The following is a 16,797-nucleotide window of genomic DNA, read 5'->3' on the forward strand; positions in this document are numbered from 1 at the left end:
TAACGTGAGTTCGACGTAAAAAAGTTGATTTATTTATAATAAAAAAGCGAAAAATTTAGTAAATTAAAGTTCTGAATTTCAATTATATAACTAAATATTTCGCTATGATTTCCGATTCTAAAATTACTGAAATTTTCTGTTCTATTGATGATTTTTGTCTTGAATTTGTCCCTTTTTGGCAAAAAAGCCTACTGGCCAATGGAAAAAAGCGCACCAGAGCTTCAAAAATGGGCCTCTCTGAAGTAATGACCATTCAAGTGCTTTTCCATTTATCCGGGTATAAAACCTTCAAGGATTTTTATATAGGCTATGTCTCAAAACATCTAACCAGTTATTTTCCAAACCTGGTATCCTATAATCGTATGGTGGAACTCAAAGGGCAAAGCTTTATGCCCCTGGCTATTTACCTCAAAGTTTGTGGATTGGCAAATTGTACGGGGATTAGTTTTATAGATTCTACGCCCCTAAGGGTTTGTGACAAGCGAAGAATTAACCAACATAGGGTATTCAAGGATTTGGCACAAAGGGGACAATGTTCCCTGGGTTGGTTCTATGGTTTCAAATTGCACATAATCACCAATGACCAAGGCGGTATCATTGATTTTATGATAACTAAAGGCAATGTGGATGATAGAAAACCTTTACGCTTCAAAGCCTTTGTTAAAAAGCTGTTTGGGAAGCTCTTTGGTGACAAAGGCTACATCTCCAAAGATCTATTTACTGAGTTGTTCTATAATGGAGTGCATCTGGTAACCAAGCTTAAAAAGAACATGAAAACAAAACTATTGACCCCTGTGCAAGATGCTTATCATTTAAGAAAAAGGGCCATTATCGAAACTATTTTTGACCAACTCAAGAACATTTGCCAAGTTGAACATTCTAGACATAGAAGCGTAACCAACTACTTCAATAATATTTTTGCCTCACTTATTGCCTATAATTTTAAAGATAGAAAACCTTCTTTAAAAAACAACTTCGTCGATACAAAGCAACTGTATTTAACTTTATAATTACATCGAACTCACGTTAACTTAATTATTTAATGACGGTTAATAGTTTAAGTGATTATTTTACTTCTTAAAAATAGCATACACCGGAAAGTGATCACTATAACCCCCAGTGTATTTTTTACCAGCATAGGTTCTAAAAGGAGAGCCTTTATAATGACCTCTATAAGTCTTTAAGAAATCATCATCAAAAATATTGGCTTTAAAAAACTCAAACTGGTTTTCTGAGCTTTTAAAAAAATTAAAGGAAAGGATGATTTGGTCAAACAAATTCCATTTTCTATTGTGTATGGTCGAGCCCCTACTAAAAGAACGAATCGTTTCCATAGGGTTGTGCAGTTGGTTGGTCTCAACTAAGGCTCTAATACTGTCGCTAAAGGGTTCATCATTAAAATCGCCCATAACAACAATTTTAGCATCGACATCCCCTGTTCTTAAAAACTGTATAATCTCACTCACTTTATGGCTAGAAGCCATCCGTTTGTACTCGGTTTCTTTTTCGCCTTCGCGTCTGGATGACCAATGGTTTATAATTAAGTGAATTTTTTCTCCATCTAATAATCCACTCACCAATAAAATGTCTCGGGTAAAGCCTAAATGACCCTGGTCATTAACTAAGTCTATTGAAAACGTTTCAGAATGTGTTACTTTAAAAACGGTTCTGTCATAAATGAATGCCACATCAATACCACGTTCGTCTAAAGAGTTGTAATGAATATAATTATAGTTGCAGCCTTCAAGGTTTGGTTGGCTAATAAGGTCTTTAATAACTTTGGCGTTTTCAATTTCTGCCAACCCAACCAAAGCGGGGTGTTTTCCTGTTTCGAGCCTACCAATATTTGAAATGGCAAAACTTAGTTTTCTAAGCTTATTTTCATACCGTTGATACGTCCATTTTTTTACAGAATTAGACGTGTAATCGTTGTCATTAGTTCGCTGGTCATCATAAACATCAAATAGGTTTTCACAATTATAAAATGCCAGGGTTTGCATATCGTTCCTTACTAAAATGTCTTCCAATGAATCTGTCATAAATACAAATAAACCCCAAAAATATAAAAATTAAAATGGCTGTAATTATGTAACTTTGTACATTAAATTTTTTTATGTTAGAAAAGAAAGATATTACTTTAGAAAGAGCTGTTTTAATAGGGATTGTTACTAAAAATCAAGATGAAGATAAATCTAAGGAATATTTAGATGAGTTGGAGTTTTTAACATTTACTGCTGGTGGCTATGCCGTAAAACGCTTTACGCAAAAGATGGACATGCCCAACCCTAAAACCTTTATGGGAACCGGTAAAATTGAAGAAATAAAGCAATATATTGACGACAATGATATTGGAACCGCCATTTTTGATGATGAACTCTCGTCTGCGCAAGAACGAAACATCAGTAAAATTCTTAATTGCAAAGTATTGGATAGAACTAATTTAATACTCGATATTTTTGCTCAACGTGCCCAAACCAGTTATGCTAGAACACAAGTGGAATTAGCGCAATGTGAATATTTATTGCCGCGATTAAGGGGTATGTGGACGCATCTTGAGCGACAAAAAGGAGGTATTGGTATGCGTGGTCCCGGTGAAACCGAAATAGAAACGGATAGACGTATAGTACGTGATAAAATTTCCCTTCTAAAAGAACGTATTAAAACAATAGACAAACAAATGTCTGTACAGCGTGGTAATCGTGGAGCAATGGTAAGAGTTGCTCTGGTTGGTTACACTAATGTTGGTAAATCTACTTTAATGAACGTGATTAGTAAAAGCGAAGTATTCGCCGAAAACAAACTGTTCGCCACATTAGATACTACCGTGAGAAAAGTGGTGATTCAAAATTTGCCATTTTTGTTAAGCGATACCGTTGGGTTTATTAGAAAATTGCCTACCCAATTGGTAGAAAGTTTTAAAAGTACACTTGATGAAGTTAGGGAAGCCGATTTATTACTTCATGTAGTTGATATTTCGCATCCTAATTTTGAAGAACATATAGAATCTGTCAACAAGATTTTAGGAGAAATTAAAAGCAATGATAAGCCCACCATTATGGTGTTCAACAAGATTGACGCCTATGAAGCGGAACCTTTTGATAAAGAAGATTTGACCGTAGAGAGAACAAAAGCCAATTATAGTTTAGACGAATGGAAACGTACTTGGATGGGCAGGGTAGGCAGAAACAATGCCTTATTTATTTCGGCATTGAACAAACAAAATTTAGAAGATTTTAAAAAGAGGGTTTATGATGAAGTTCGAGAAATCCATGTAACTCGTTTTCCTTATAACAAGTTTTTGTATCCTGATTATGACGAATCTCAAGAATAAAAAAACGCTTCTGAAAAGAAGCGTTTTTTTGTGTATGATAACAGAGATTACTATTCAGCATTTGCTGACACATCACCTGTTCCTGTAGTATAGTTTATTTTTAAAGCATTGGCTTTTCTTAGCTCTTGCTTAACATCACCAACGATACCCATATTAGATTTTTTATCAACCTTTAAGGATACTGTTATAAAAGGAACAAGTTCTTCTCTTAAAGCAGCTCTTTCTTGGTTTATAAAAGGGACTATTTCGCTTACATCAGCAAAGTCATCATTTAACTGTATTCTGGCTTCTGTACCAAATTTAGAAGCATAATTGTCGCTAGGTTTTCCAATATAAATATAACTTATTGGATTCTTCTTATCTAGTTTTTCTACTTGATTTGCTAATGGTAAAATATTAGCTATTTTAAGAGTGTTCTCTCTCATTACCGTAGCCACCATGAAGAAGAATAACAACATGAATACAATATCAGGCAATGCTGCTGTATTAACTGGAGGCAAACCCCCATCCTTTTTTTTATTAAATTTTGCCATAATTGTTGTTTTTTTCTAAATGAAAGTTATTATTGTACTTCAGATAATTTTTGAGGAATCTCTAATTGTATCTGCTCAATAACTTCTTTTAACTTAGTTTTATTACCCCCCCATCTTACATCATCATGCTTAGCCTGCATTTCAATAAAATTCATATTAGGAAATCCTTTTTGTGCTCCTATCTCAAGAGCCCTTCTATTCCTTAATTCATTGTAAGCTGCTACCAATTCATTTTGAACCGATATGTATGCCGCATAAGATGTTTGTCTTTCATTTTTTAAAGAGATTACTGCTTTATCTGTTGGGTTGTCTGAAGACGCTGGGTCTCTTTTGCCCTTACAAAAACTACAAGTACCATCACCATTATTATCCAAAAACTCAATGGCAGCTGCTCTTAAATCTTTAATTTCCATAAGATTATCTTCTACTAACAATTGGTCATTATTATTAAGCGATACAGTAAAAATGTTTTTTTGTCTAATAATAGGAGGTTCTGTTTCGCTATCATCAATAGGAGGCAGTTTTCTGCTAATCCCTGAATCTTTAGGTATGGTTGTAGTAACCAAGAAAAATATTAATAATAGGAAGGCAATGTCGGCCATTGAGCCTGCATTAACTTCGGGTGCTGCTCTTTTTGCCATAATTATTTAGATATTTTTTTAAATCCAGAAAAGACCATAGATGCTATTGCCAAAAACCCTAAAATATAAAAAGCAATTAAACCTGCCCCTACGTTTTTAGATATGGCTTCTGTAATACCTAATCCTTTACTGTTAAATGGTGTTAAGTCTAAATCTGTGCCGGATGATAAAACATATGATATAAGAATAACTGCTATAAATGCACCAACAGACATTAACGTCTTTTTGATATTTCCAGAGAACAATCCTTTTATCACATAAATTAAAACCAGTATAAGTACAATTGCTAAAATTACATAAGCAACCATTAGCATATTTCCACTCATATTTATTGCAGTAGCCTCATCTCCTGATATAATCACTAAAGCAAGTCCTGCCCCAATGACACTAAGAATGATCGCTACAATCTTTAATATTTTATGTAAATCCATAAATTTATTTTTTTATAATGATTACTTCTTTTGTCTGATTAACAAATCCATTAACGTGATAGAAGCATCTTCCATGTCGTTAACAATGCTATCAATTTTTGCAATGATGTAATTGTAAAATATTTGAAGTATAATGGCAACAATAAGTCCAAATACTGTAGTTAAAAGGGCAATTTTAATACCACCTGCTACCAAAGCTGGGTTCATATCTCCTGCTGCTTCAATTTTATCGAATGCATCAATCATCCCTATTACTGTACCCATGAATCCAAGCATCGGTGCTAATGCGATGAATAATGAAATCCAAGACACGTTTTTCTCTAATTGTCCCATTTGAACACCACCGTAAGCTACAACAGCCTTTTCAGCAGCATCTAAACCTTCGTCGGTTCTGTCTAAACCTTGATAGTAAATAGAGGCAATAGGGCCTTTGGTGTTTCTACAAACTTCTTTTGCGGCTTCTACACCACCAGAAGCTAAAGCATCTTCTACATCTTGGGTTAATTTTTTTGTGTTAGTTGTAGAAAGGTTTAAAAAGATAATTCTCTCTATAGCAATAGCTAAACCAAGAATTAAACATAATAATACAATCCCCATGAATCCTGGGCCTCCTTCAATAAACCTCTTTTTTAATTCTTGATGAAATCCCAACGTTTCTTCGGCAGGAGGGTCATCTTGTGTTACACTAGCTACGGTGGTTAGAGCTGCGCTAGTAGTTGCAGTAGTTGCATTAACAGTTCCAAAAGCCATCATTCCTGATATGGCAAGGATAGAAAATAATCTTTTCATGTTCAAATCTTGATTTATTAGTTAAAGTGTTAAAGATATAAAAAAAATACGTTAAAAAAATAAAAATATCAGCAGAGAGGAAGGGATTCGAACCCTCGATACGCTTTTGGCGTATACACACTTTCCAGGCGTGCGCCTTCGACCACTCGGCCACCTCTCTTTATTCTGAGAATTTTATTTTAGGCAGGCAAATAACAAAAAAATTGTTAAATGCTAAAACTTTAAAAGTTAATTTTATGACAATTCTCCTCGTAACGACATTTCATAGTTTGTTTTGAACTCTTCATAGGAAAATCCACCTTCCAACATATGCATAAGTTTGCAAATAGCAGATTCTGTCGTCATGTCCCTTCCTGAAATAATCCCTATCTCTTTAAGTTGACTACTGGTCTCATATTGCCCCATATTAACGCTGCCACCAATACATTGGGTTATGTTAATAATATATATTCCTTTTAAAATAGCTTCCTTTAATAAATTGATAAACCAAGTTTCCGTCATGCAGTTTCCAGCACCAAATGTTTCTAAAATAACACCTTTTAATTGCGGCGTGTTTAATATGGTTTTTAAAAACACTTCGGTTATTCCAGGGAATAGTTTGATTAGTGCGATATTGGTATGTAATGTTTTATGAACTTTTAAAGGATGGGTCACATTTGGTTTCCATAAATAGGGATAGTTAATTTTTAAATGAACCCCAGATTCTGCTAACTCTGGATAATTTGAAGATGCAAAAGCTTCAAAGTTTTCAGCATTAATCTTGGTGGTTCTATTGGCTCTATATAATTTATATTCAAAATATAAACAGACTTCAGTAATTACGGGTTTGTCCTCATTTTTTAAAGATGCTAGTTGAACGGATGTAATTAAGTTTTCCTTGGCATCGGTGCGTAAATCTCCAATAGGTAATTGGGAACCAGTAAAAATAACAGGTTTGGATAAATTCTCTAGCATAAAGCTTAGTGCAGAGGATGTATAACTCATAGTATCGCTTCCATGTAATATTACAAAGCCATCAAACGTATGGTAATGGGATTCTATGATGTCTGAAATTTGCACCCAATGATTGGGGTTCATGTTACTAGAATCTATGGGGTTTTTAAATGAAAATGTATTGATATTGCAATCTAATTGTTCTAACTCTGGAATTTTATCCAAAAGATTTTTAAAATCGAAAACACGCAACGAGCCAGTTTCAGGATCTCGTATCATGCCTATGGTGCCTCCCGTATATATAAGTAATATGTTTGATTTGGTTTTATGCATACTTAAATTTTGAAAATGTCTTTAGAATTTTGAGTTGTAATGTCTGCTATTTCTTTTGAAGGCATATTATATAGTTGTGATAATTTTTCCAACACCTCTATGATATAAGCGCTCTCATTTCTTTTACCTCTAAATGGAACAGGTGCTAAATATGGCGAGTCTGTTTCTAAAACAATATGCTTCAAATTTATTTCATTTAAAAACTGGTCAATTTTTCCGTTCTTAAAAGTTATTACCCCACCTATACCCAATTTCATATTATAGGAAATGGCTTGGTTCGCTTGTTCAATTGTACCTGTGAAACAATGGAAAATTCCAAATAATTCATCACTCTTTTCAGTTTCTAAAACTTCAAAGATTTCATCGAAAGCTTCCCTGCAATGAATTACTATGGGTAACTTATATTTTTTAGCTAATTGAATTTGGTGTTTAAACGCTTCTTGCTGAATACCAAGTGTTGACTTATCCCAATACAAATCAATGCCAATTTCACCTACTGCATAAAATTTTCGTTTTGCGAGCATGGCTTCAACATACCTTAACTCGTCTTTATAATTATCTTTAACATGCGTTGGATGCAAGCCCATCATTAAAAAAATATTTTTGGGATAATCCTTTTCAAGTAGAAGCATTGATTCTGTATATGTAGAATCGATGGCTGGAATAAAAAAACGTGAAACGCCTTCATTTAATGCACGAGTTATCATGGCATTTCTATCTTCATCAAAAGCGTCGCTGTATAAATGAGTATGCGTATCGGTAATTATCATTCGGTAAAAATAAAAAAGTCACCATTAAATTGGCGACTTTCTCATTATCTATTTTATTGGTTATTTTAATCTAATTTTTTTATAAGTTTTTGAGCTTCGTCATAATCGTCTGCATCTTCTGGAATGGTTTTTAAAATTTCTAAACACGCATCGTAGTCTTTTTGTTTTAAATCACTTAATGCCAAATACCAAATAGCTTTGTTTTTATATGCCGATTGTCCTTTGCTCAAACTAGTTAATAAACTTTCGGCCATTTCAAATTTGTTTAATTCTAAATTGGCTACAGCTCTATAAAATTGTAATTCAGCATTGTCTTTATCTATTAGCATTAAACTTCTAAAAGCTTCTTCCGCTTTAGCGAAATCTTTAGTATTAAAAGCATTTTCGGCTGTTTTTAACAAAGCATCTTGTTCGCCTCTAACGGTTAAACTAATGCTATTATAATCTGCAAAATCTTCATAAACTGGACTTGAAAAATTATTAAACACGGTTATACCAATTAATAAAGCTACGGTTGCTGCCACAGCATATTGCCAAATTTTAAAACGAATCACTTTTATAGGGGCATCTTGTTTTTCAAAATAAGTTTTTGAAATATTTTCTAAATTACTTTGAAATGCTGTTGAAGCTGCTTCGTTTTCAAATTTATGTTCTAAAAAAGAAGAAAGTTCTTTATAAGTATTGAAACTGTCGTTGAATTTTGAATCTGCTTTCAATTGTGTTTCAAAAGCGTTTTTTTCGGTTTCAGAAAGGTCTCCTAAAATATAATTTTCAAACAATATGTAATCTTGCTCTTTCATGTGTTCAATTTTATTGTTTTTTAGCAGTCACATGCTACATCTATTTAATCTTTTGTTATAGCATTAAAGATTTAGTTATAGATGTTTCATAATGGTTACTTATTAAGTAGGTTAAATTTTGGCGACTCTTGAACCAACTCTGTTAATTTACCAATGCATAAAGATTTCTTTTTTCGGGCGTAAGCGTATGTTACACCTAAACTTGAGGCTACTTCTTCCATCGATTTTATTTTAAAAGTAGCGGTTAATAATTCTTTACAAGCAGTTCCTAGTTTATTGAACATTTCAGTAAATAAGGCTTGTTTTTCGCCAAACACATCGGTTTCAAATGCTAGTTCTTGAGCGTCGTCACCTTTATATAAAACTTCCTCATTAATTGTTACCTCTTTATGGGCTGTTTTTTTCAGTTCATTTAACCATTTGCGTTTACACAATAAAAAGAAATAAGCATCAAAAGGGCAGGTAAGTTCTAATTTTTTTTGGCTAGCCTGATTATATATAGTTATTAAAGTGTCTTGTACAATGTCTTGTGCATGGTCGCTATCACCATTATTCTGCTTGATGTAGTTAATAACCTTTGGTACGAATTTATCATAGATTGCTTGTATGATAAAGGCGTTGTTTTTAAGCAATCCATCGATATATTTTTGGTCTTCATGTAATTTTTTTTCACTCATTAACCCTTGTATTTACTGCTAATTTAAAAAAACTTTAAAATAAATGGGTAACAAATTTTAAATGGTTTTGATATAAGGGTGTAACAGCAAAATGCTAAAACAAAAATTTTAATTAATCCATAAAAATTAGAAATCATGAAGAAATCAATTTTAATTATCGCAACAGTAGCTTTTTCAATATTAAACATAAATGCTACAAATGAAAATTCGACCCTTAACACTTCAACTGAAGTTGTAATCCTAACAAATGAAAACATTGCTCAAGTATTCGATTGGAAAGTAGAAACCGATAAAGGCGTATATTCTGGAACCTCTCTTTCGCTTGAAAGTGCCAAAGAAATGATTGCTTTAGCCAGCTCTGGTGAAATTGTTTTAGGAACTGAAATTAAAAGTTACCTAGTTTTAAAATCTGAAATTAACGCTAAAAGAAATTACTTCTGGGAAGTTGAAACAGCAACAGGTTCAGCAAAAGGTTATGCATCTTCTGAAGCTTATGCCCATAAAATGATAGCACTAGTAGCATCGGGTGATGCCATTGTTTCAAAAATAATCATCAGTCAACCTCAACAATAAAAAAAACACCAAAACAGGGTAACAAAATAGTTGCCCTGTTTATATAACAATGAAATCGCCATTAATAACAAGTTTGTTGAAAACAAACACCTATGAAAATAAAGCGATACCATATGACCTTTAAAAAACAATTTAATATTTACATATAAATAATAACTTTAAAACCCAATAATCATGAAAAATTTAAAACACATTTTAGGAACACTTTTATTAACGGCTTTAGTATTTACAAGCTGTTCAAAAAACGACAACGACGAATTAATAATCCCCGCAACAGCTCAAGAATTTGATGCTTTAAAAGAAGAAGCTTTAACCGCTTTAACCCAAACATTTCAATTTAATGCAGAAGATGGCTCTGTTACCTTTACCTCAGAAAAAGGCGTTGAAATTAACATTAATGGCGCCTGTTTAACCAAAAACGGGGACGCCGTAACCGGTGCCGTAGAATTAGAATTTATTGAGTTATTTGATAAAGGCAACATGCTTACAACAAACAAACCTACAATGGGTATTTTACCAAGCGGTGACAAAGCCTTATTAATCTCTGGTGGTGAGTTTTTTGTACAAGCTACTCAAAACGGTATAGCTTTAGATACCAACTGCGCATTCCAAATGATAATTCCTGCTGATTTAACAGGTGGTATAGATAACGATATGATACTCTGGAATGGTATTATTGATGATAACGGAGATCTTGCTTGGGCTGAAGACAAACGTGATGGCGCCAACGGTCAAGGGGGCGTATTCGCAGAAGGCAACCAATACTATGGTTTTTTCCAATCGTTTGGATGGTCTAACGTTGATAGATTTTACAGTGACCCACGACCAAAAACAACTATTTTAGTTGGTGTTCCAACAGGCTACAACAACACAAATAGCTCGGTATATTTATCTTATGATGGTGAAGATTCTGGTTTAGCTGGTCTTGACACTTACGATGCCCAAACTGGATTATTCAGCGAGCATTACGGACAAATTCCAATCGGATTAGAATGTCACGTTATTTTCGCAACCGAAGAAGATGGCAACTGGAAATACGCTATAAAAGCGGTGACTATTGTTGAAAATGGTGTTATCACATTTACAGAAGGTGAAACGTCTATAGCTACCGAAGCACAACTTACTACCATTATAAATGGTTTACCATAAACAGCTACTCATTTTAATTACCTACTTAAAAATCATGGTTTGCTACAATTCTTAACCTGCTTTTTTATCCCAGAGACACTTAGTTTCTGGGATTTTTTTATAAAACCATTTAATAACGGGTAACAAAACACCAACTTTATTGATATAATGGTATACAGAACACATCATGAAAAAGTTTGTTTTTATATTCATTATAGTATGCATCATTTTATTTGTAATTGGTGCTAATATAGCTATCATACTATCTAACTTACATCCATTATAATAACAGATACTAATTAAAAACAGTTTCATAAATGCCACTTTTTGTATATTTAAAATCTATTTAAACCTCATTATGATGAACAAACGGTTTTCTTTTCTATGTTTATTTTTAATTAGCGTTTACAGTTATGCTCAAAAACTAATTGTAAACGATACGCTAACAAGAGTTGCAAACATTAAAAATACAACCAATGGCAATGACGTTTTGTTTACTCCTGAAACGCCCACATTAAACCAAATAGCAGGAGCTCCTAAAGCATTTTACACCCATTACTGGGAATTTGGTGATGGCCATTATAGCACCGAAGAAAAACCAAAGCACGTTTATAAAAAAACGGGGGAATATGAAGTGAAACTTTGGGCAACCAATAATTATGATACTGGCAAACCACCCACAACACGTCCTAAAAAAATAGCCATAAGCGACATAACAACAGCGTATAATGACGCTGCAAGTATGGAAGAAGATTTTATATTAAAAAGTAACCGAGAACCCGTGCCCGACGAAGAAATGGTGGTAATTGTTAGTTATAAAAACCCAAAAGATTATACTGCAAATGGGAAATTGTTTTTGTTTTATAACGAGCATCAATACAAAGCCAATAACTTCGAACTACTAGAAACCAGAACTTATCATAATGAAAAGAATATAGATGCAGATGGATTTGCTTACACACATAATATTGATGACGATGGCAGTTATTTGGCATCTTCTAATAATGAGTTTATTGAGGCACGCACTTTTTCCCAAGATTCTACCGAAAAAACCAACCTGCCTTTAACCATTGCAAACTCTAAAGCCTTTTACAAAAACTGGAGTCTTTTGGAGTTTGATAACATGAAACCCCAAGAAGAGCGCAACCTCTTTTTCAGTTTAAAAACCACCCCCGAAATGCTTAAAGATACCAGTGCCATTATTTCCGTGCGAGGTATTTATGTGCCCGATGCCAATTACGACAACCATAAAGTAAAAGACATGGAAATGGAAATTGTAACCTCGCACGATCCTAATAAAATGTCATCAAACGGCACGTTCATGAATTACAGATTGGTACGTTTTAAAACTTTAAAATATAAAATTAAATTTCAAAACAACGGTGAAGGGCCTGCACGAACCATTCGCTTAGAAACCGATATTCCTGAAATGCTGGACAAATCAACATTGAAAGTTTTAGATATGTATCCCAAATGCGATATCTGTCCCAAAAAAGAGGTATTGTATAGCTGCTTGGACACCATGTTTACAGATACTCAGGCTATATTCACATTTAAAAATATTTACCTGCCCGGAAGTGAGCAAAAAAATGTGAAAGAATACGATTCTACCAAAGGCTTAGTAAAGTATAGTATAAAGTTTGCCAAAGATTTTCATAAACAAAAAACCAAAAGTAGAACTGCTATTATCTTCGATAAAAACGACCCAATAATCACCAACTATTCCACCACGCGTTTTTTACCGGGAATTTCTATTGGTGCCAAAGTTGGGATTAATTCTTTTTCAGATTTAAATAATTCTGAAAGCTACTTTTTTGGAGCTACGCTGTCGCCATACAAATCGTATCGCTGGTATTGGCAGGTTGAATTGATGAATAACTTTCATAATTATGATGCCAACACCAATGTCACAGAAGAGTTTGTTCAAGATGCACAAGGTATTCGTTTTTTGCAGCGTACCACAACCCGAAATTCTTTTGAAAACATCGATTGGGATGTGCCCATTTTAATTCGTTATAATATGAATAATTACATCGGTCTTGGAGCCGGTTTACAAAATACTATCTCACTTAGCGAAAAACAAAAACAATCTGTTTTAACCGAGCGGTTCGAAGGCGATACCACAGACGGACCTATTATAGATTCCAAAGAAGATTCTGTAAATACAACCAACTCATTTACCAATTTAAGAACCGGCTTGTTATTTGAAGCTACCGCAGGTTTTGCTAGAATCGGTCCCAGTTTAGGCGCACGCTATATTATAAATTTTGAAAACGATTTTAATTATTGGCAATTCTATGCCATTTGGAAGTTTTGAAGCTTAAGCTGATTAATCTATGGGAAAGAGCATCATTATTCTAATATTTTTTTTCTCTGGAATCTCTTTTTCCCAAAATTTAGAAGAAGCCATTTATACTGCTGCCGAAACATTTATTAGCAATAAAAATGATGCGTCATTAAAACTTTTAAATCAGCAAGAATCTTCATTTAAAACTCACGTAAAAACTAAAGACGAGCAATTAGCACTCGTTTTTTTACAGTGCCACAAAGGTTATTATTTAGATGAACATTCCAAATTAAAAGAAGCCATTTCTACATATGAAGATGCTCTAAAACGATTCAATAGTAATGAGCTTTCAAAATTTTCAGATTTTGATATTATAGAAAGTTGCCTAAAACCATTGGGTAATTTATATACCAAAACGGGCGATTACACCAACGCAGTTAGTACCATAAACCAATACATTTTTTTAGCTGAAAAAAATAAAAACACCAAGCATCAAATTAGCGGTGCTATCAATTTAGCCAAACTATACCAAACCCTTAACAAGCACGAAACGGTATTAAAAATTGTTGATGATGCTTTTAAATTTTCTAATATAAACAGCCATCAAAAAGCATTGCTTCAAAACATAAGAACGAATAGTTTAGCGGCTTTAAATAATTACGAAGCCGCTTCACTATTAAACAATACTTCAACTTCCTTAAACTTTGAAAAGTATAAAAACAATTATTTAATAGAACTTCAAAAAGGCAATTATCCGGAAGCTTTAAATGCGTTCAACAAAGCACATGAATATCTTTCTGAAATAAATTTATCTGTAAGAGATTTGGCGAAATTTTATGTTGAAAAAGCACAATTATACCATTTACTTAAACAGCCAAATGATGCTTTAAAGAGTTTGCAACAAGCCATCAAAATATTGTTGCCAAATTTTAATGGAAAAGGGTTGCCCAACAAAAAAGATTTGTACTCAGAAAATACATTTATAAATATTTTCGATTTGCATGCTTCTATTCAAACCAACCCAGAAAAAGCATTAGAGAGTTACGATTTAAGCTTTTATGTTTCTGATTTATTGCAAGAAACCTGGACGTCGCAAGAAACCAAAATTTTTAACGAAGCCTCAAACCGAATTAGGAGTGAGCACTGTATCGATATACTTTTTAACATCTATAAACAAACCAAAAAAAAATCACTTTTGTTTGAAGCCTTTCAATATTCAGAAAACAATAAAGCTTCGGTTATAAAGGATATGAATCTGAAAAAATTGCGCTTGCAACAGTTTCCTAACGATAGTTTACTCGCTAAAGAATTTCATCTTCTAAAAACCCAAGAATATTACACAGGCTTGTTAATAAAAGAGCAGCTTGGCGCCAATAAAGCTTCAGCAGTAAACCATTTAAGTGAAAAATTAAGTGCTATTAGCCTTCAATTAAAAACATTAAAAATAGCTATTTCAAAAAAGTATCCAGAAAGCAACAAGGCATATACTTTAGAAAGTTTTCAAAGCAAATTAGCAAAGGATGAAGCTGTTTTGGTTGCCTATTTCTTCGGAAAAAATACTTTATACCAATTCGTGATTTCAGAAAAAGACATCGACATTGAAAGCATTCGGCTAACCGAAGAAATCAAAAAAAAGATAATAAGCTTTATTCATTTATTTGATGACTCTTCCATAATAAATAACGATATAATCAACTATACCAATCAAGCTTTTACAATTTTTAAATTACTAAACTTTAATAAGCTTTCAACCCATAAAAATGTTGTGATTATTCCCGATGGGTTATTAAATTTTATTCCATTTGAAGCCTTACTTACTTCTAAAACCACAACCACGTCGTATTCAAAAATGCCTTTTGTAGTTAAAAGTCAAAATATTATTTATAATTCGAGTGTAACATTTTATTTAACCGAAAATCAAGAACGAAAAAGCAAAGACCTGCTTGGGTTTTTTCCTGTATTTGAAAACACCAATCAAAAGCTTACCTATTCTGTAAACGAAGCACATGCCATTGAAAAAGAGATGCCTTCCAACCTGTTTATGAATATAAAGGCATCCAAACAAAATTTTATAGAAAATGCTGGTAATTATAGCATCTTGCACTTATCAACTCATGCCAGTAGTGGCGATTTTGTAAACCCAGCCAACATATCGTTTTACAATGATACCTTGTTTTTAAATGAATTGTACAGCTTAGACTTAAAGCCCGATTTAGTGGTTTTAAGTGCATGCGAAACCGGTATTGGCAAACTTTATAAAGGCGAAGGTGCTATGAGTATTGCCAGAGGATTTCAATATGCGGGTGCAGATAATTTACTATTTTCTTTGTGGCAGATTAACGATTTATCGACTTCACAAATTATACAATCGTTTTATGAAAATTACAATAAATCGGAATCGGCATTTGTAGCGAACAATAATTCTAAAATAGCATATCTTGAAAACGAAGCTATTAGTAATGAAAAAAAGTCGCCCTATTATTGGAGTGCTTTTGTTTACTATGGAACACTAGATAAAGCAAAACCAAATAACATGATATTTTATATAATTTTTGGCACATCCATACTTCTTATTATAGTATTTTTATTTTTCAAATTTGAGCAGCATGTTAGAAACACTAGAAAAATTTCTTCTTAAAAAAAACTATATTAAAGTTAAACTTCATTTAACTAAAACAAATCATTTTGAAATTAAAGCAACAATTAACGGACGTAAAGGATTATTTATTTTGGATACAGGGGCGTCCAATTCTTGTGTGGGTTTTGAAGCTATTGAGACATTTAAACTGGATGTTGAAGATTCTGAAATTAAAGCAGCAGGAGCTGGTGACGCAAACATGGACACCAAAATGTCAATAAAAAATAAAGTAAAAATAGGAAAATGGCGTAGTACTAAAACCGCTTTGATATTGTTTAACCTCACTCATGTAAACACAGCGCTTATAAATCATAAATCTAAGCCAGTGGATGGGATTATTGGTGCTGATATTTTAAAAAAAGGAAAGGCTATCATTGATTATGATAAAAAATATCTTTATTTAAAGTTATAAGAGGTTCTTTTGGACATCGTAAATAGCAGCTCATCCCTATTTTCAACTAATAATTATTATCTATAGTAATTGCATAATAGCTTATAAAAATACGTAGAACTGCGTGTGTTTTATAACACATCCATAATGTACTTTTACAAGGCTATTAATTAGTTCTTAGGGAGAATTATTGAAGGCTCTGGATTACAATATTCTGGGGCTTTCTTTTTTATAAATTTATAAGTATTTTATTAATGTAACAAAATACTTATAGACTTGTGTTTTATTTCTTCCAAATATTTTTAATTTTACATCGCTATTAATAAATTCTTAGAGAGAGAATTTTTAAAAAAAACTCTGTGTCGTAATGGCACAGAGTTTTCAAAAATTAATATTTTAAGATAACCCAAAACTATTCGTTACCTATACCTATGGAAAATAAAAGTAAATTCTTGAATGCGTTTTTCTTAATTTCTTTGATTGTTCTGGTAATTGCTATTGTCACAATTAACATTGTGGTTAATTTTTTCTAGATCTATTAG

Annotated in this window: 16 protein-coding genes and 1 tRNA gene; 7 read left to right on the top strand and 10 right to left on the bottom strand. The window is 32.9% G+C overall.

Annotated features, from left to right (window positions below; all coding sequences use genetic code 11):
- The first annotated feature begins 104 nt into the window (after positions 1-104).
- The gene (locus CSW08_RS00460; protein WP_106657880.1) at positions 105-1,010 is read left to right on the top strand and encodes an IS982 family transposase; all 906 of its coding nucleotides are present in this window, start codon (positions 105-107) and stop codon (positions 1,008-1,010) included.
- Positions 1,011-1,070: 60 nt separating this feature from the next.
- On the opposite strand, the gene CSW08_RS00465 is transcribed toward CSW08_RS00460, so the two are convergent.
- Positions 1,071-2,039, bottom strand: a complete 969-nt coding sequence (locus tag CSW08_RS00465; RefSeq protein ID WP_106657947.1) for an endonuclease/exonuclease/phosphatase family protein — start codon at positions 2,037-2,039, stop codon at positions 1,071-1,073.
- Between the two features lie 74 nt (positions 2,040-2,113).
- Between CSW08_RS00465 and hflX the strand changes: the two genes are divergently transcribed.
- Positions 2,114-3,331, top strand: coding sequence for a GTPase HflX (gene hflX / locus CSW08_RS00470; protein WP_106657948.1), 1,218 nt, complete (start codon positions 2,114-2,116; stop codon positions 3,329-3,331).
- 50 nt (positions 3,332-3,381) lie between these two features.
- Here hflX and CSW08_RS00475 read toward each other — a convergent pair whose 3' ends face one another.
- From CSW08_RS00475 to CSW08_RS00515, 9 genes are all read right to left on the bottom strand, one after another.
- Positions 3,382-3,864, bottom strand: coding sequence for an ExbD/TolR family protein (locus tag CSW08_RS00475; RefSeq protein WP_106657949.1), 483 nt, complete (start codon positions 3,862-3,864; stop codon positions 3,382-3,384).
- A gap of 29 nt (positions 3,865-3,893) precedes the next feature.
- Positions 3,894-4,505, bottom strand: a complete 612-nt coding sequence (locus CSW08_RS00480; protein ID WP_106657950.1) for an ExbD/TolR family protein — start codon at positions 4,503-4,505, stop codon at positions 3,894-3,896.
- Positions 4,506-4,507: 2 nt separating this feature from the next.
- Positions 4,508-4,936, bottom strand: coding sequence for a hypothetical protein (locus CSW08_RS00485; RefSeq protein ID WP_106657951.1), 429 nt, complete (start codon positions 4,934-4,936; stop codon positions 4,508-4,510).
- Between the two features lie 21 nt (positions 4,937-4,957).
- Complete coding sequence (locus CSW08_RS00490; protein WP_106657952.1) at positions 4,958-5,725, bottom strand: MotA/TolQ/ExbB proton channel family protein; 768 nt, start codon at positions 5,723-5,725, stop codon at positions 4,958-4,960.
- A gap of 72 nt (positions 5,726-5,797) precedes the next feature.
- Positions 5,798-5,885, bottom strand: a tRNA-Ser gene (locus CSW08_RS00495).
- A 74-nt stretch (positions 5,886-5,959) separates the two neighbouring features.
- Complete coding sequence (locus CSW08_RS00500) at positions 5,960-6,991, bottom strand: asparaginase (protein ID WP_106657953.1); 1,032 nt, start codon at positions 6,989-6,991, stop codon at positions 5,960-5,962.
- 2 nt (positions 6,992-6,993) lie between these two features.
- Positions 6,994-7,761, bottom strand: coding sequence for a TatD family hydrolase (locus CSW08_RS00505; protein WP_106657954.1), 768 nt, complete (start codon positions 7,759-7,761; stop codon positions 6,994-6,996).
- A gap of 65 nt (positions 7,762-7,826) precedes the next feature.
- Positions 7,827-8,561, bottom strand: a complete 735-nt coding sequence (locus CSW08_RS00510; protein WP_106657955.1) for a tetratricopeptide repeat protein — start codon at positions 8,559-8,561, stop codon at positions 7,827-7,829.
- A gap of 95 nt (positions 8,562-8,656) precedes the next feature.
- Complete coding sequence (locus tag CSW08_RS00515) at positions 8,657-9,238, bottom strand: RNA polymerase sigma factor (RefSeq protein ID WP_106657956.1); 582 nt, start codon at positions 9,236-9,238, stop codon at positions 8,657-8,659.
- A gap of 135 nt (positions 9,239-9,373) precedes the next feature.
- On the opposite strand from CSW08_RS00515, the gene CSW08_RS00520 reads away from it, so the two are divergent.
- The 5 genes from CSW08_RS00520 (at position 9,374) to CSW08_RS00545 (ending at position 16,276) form a co-directional block, all read left to right on the top strand.
- Positions 9,374-9,811 carry a hypothetical protein gene (locus tag CSW08_RS00520; protein ID WP_106657957.1) on the top strand — a complete coding sequence of 146 codons (438 nt, stop codon included), beginning with the start codon at positions 9,374-9,376 and terminating at the stop codon, positions 9,809-9,811.
- A gap of 174 nt (positions 9,812-9,985) precedes the next feature.
- Positions 9,986-10,960, top strand: a complete 975-nt coding sequence (locus CSW08_RS00525) for a hypothetical protein (protein WP_106657958.1) — start codon at positions 9,986-9,988, stop codon at positions 10,958-10,960.
- A 340-nt stretch (positions 10,961-11,300) separates the two neighbouring features.
- Positions 11,301-13,256, top strand: coding sequence for a DUF7849 domain-containing protein (locus CSW08_RS00535; RefSeq protein WP_449393982.1), 1,956 nt, complete (start codon positions 11,301-11,303; stop codon positions 13,254-13,256).
- 19 nt (positions 13,257-13,275) lie between these two features.
- Positions 13,276-15,864 carry a CHAT domain-containing protein gene (locus CSW08_RS00540; RefSeq protein ID WP_106657961.1) on the top strand — a complete coding sequence of 863 codons (2,589 nt, stop codon included), beginning with the start codon at positions 13,276-13,278 and terminating at the stop codon, positions 15,862-15,864.
- Positions 15,833-16,276: a retropepsin-like aspartic protease family protein gene (locus tag CSW08_RS00545; RefSeq protein ID WP_106657962.1), complete on the top strand. Its 444-nt coding sequence runs from the start codon at positions 15,833-15,835 to the stop codon at positions 16,274-16,276. Before CSW08_RS00540 ends, CSW08_RS00545 begins: the two co-directional genes overlap by 32 nt.
- Positions 16,277-16,797 lie beyond the last annotated feature (521 nt).

The sequence above is a fragment of the Confluentibacter flavum genome, from assembly GCF_002843175.1.
In the GTDB taxonomy this organism is placed as follows: Bacteria; Bacteroidota; Bacteroidia; order Flavobacteriales; family Flavobacteriaceae; genus Confluentibacter; species Confluentibacter flavum.

Excerpts from the sequence above, each read along its gene's own strand:
- CSW08_RS00460 (WP_106657880.1), top strand. The coding sequence starts at position 105 with ATGATTTCCGATTCTAAAATTACTGAAATTTTCTGTTCTATTGATGAT.
- CSW08_RS00465 (WP_106657947.1), bottom strand. The coding sequence starts at position 2,039 with ATGACAGATTCATTGGAAGACATTTTAGTAAGGAACGATATGCAAACC.
- hflX (WP_106657948.1), top strand. The coding sequence starts at position 2,114 with ATGTTAGAAAAGAAAGATATTACTTTAGAAAGAGCTGTTTTAATAGGG.
- CSW08_RS00475 (WP_106657949.1), bottom strand. The coding sequence starts at position 3,864 with ATGGCAAAATTTAATAAAAAAAAGGATGGGGGTTTGCCTCCAGTTAAT.
- CSW08_RS00480 (WP_106657950.1), bottom strand. The coding sequence starts at position 4,505 with ATGGCAAAAAGAGCAGCACCCGAAGTTAATGCAGGCTCAATGGCCGAC.
- CSW08_RS00485 (WP_106657951.1), bottom strand. The coding sequence starts at position 4,936 with ATGGATTTACATAAAATATTAAAGATTGTAGCGATCATTCTTAGTGTC.
- CSW08_RS00490 (WP_106657952.1), bottom strand. The coding sequence starts at position 5,725 with ATGAAAAGATTATTTTCTATCCTTGCCATATCAGGAATGATGGCTTTT.
- CSW08_RS00500 (WP_106657953.1), bottom strand. The coding sequence starts at position 6,991 with ATGCATAAAACCAAATCAAACATATTACTTATATATACGGGAGGCACC.
- CSW08_RS00505 (WP_106657954.1), bottom strand. The coding sequence starts at position 7,761 with ATGATAATTACCGATACGCATACTCATTTATACAGCGACGCTTTTGAT.
- CSW08_RS00510 (WP_106657955.1), bottom strand. The coding sequence starts at position 8,561 with ATGAAAGAGCAAGATTACATATTGTTTGAAAATTATATTTTAGGAGAC.
- CSW08_RS00515 (WP_106657956.1), bottom strand. The coding sequence starts at position 9,238 with ATGAGTGAAAAAAAATTACATGAAGACCAAAAATATATCGATGGATTG.
- CSW08_RS00520 (WP_106657957.1), top strand. The coding sequence starts at position 9,374 with ATGAAGAAATCAATTTTAATTATCGCAACAGTAGCTTTTTCAATATTA.
- CSW08_RS00525 (WP_106657958.1), top strand. The coding sequence starts at position 9,986 with ATGAAAAATTTAAAACACATTTTAGGAACACTTTTATTAACGGCTTTA.
- CSW08_RS00535 (WP_449393982.1), top strand. The coding sequence starts at position 11,301 with ATGAACAAACGGTTTTCTTTTCTATGTTTATTTTTAATTAGCGTTTAC.
- CSW08_RS00540 (WP_106657961.1), top strand. The coding sequence starts at position 13,276 with ATGGGAAAGAGCATCATTATTCTAATATTTTTTTTCTCTGGAATCTCT.
- CSW08_RS00545 (WP_106657962.1), top strand. The coding sequence starts at position 15,833 with ATGTTAGAAACACTAGAAAAATTTCTTCTTAAAAAAAACTATATTAAA.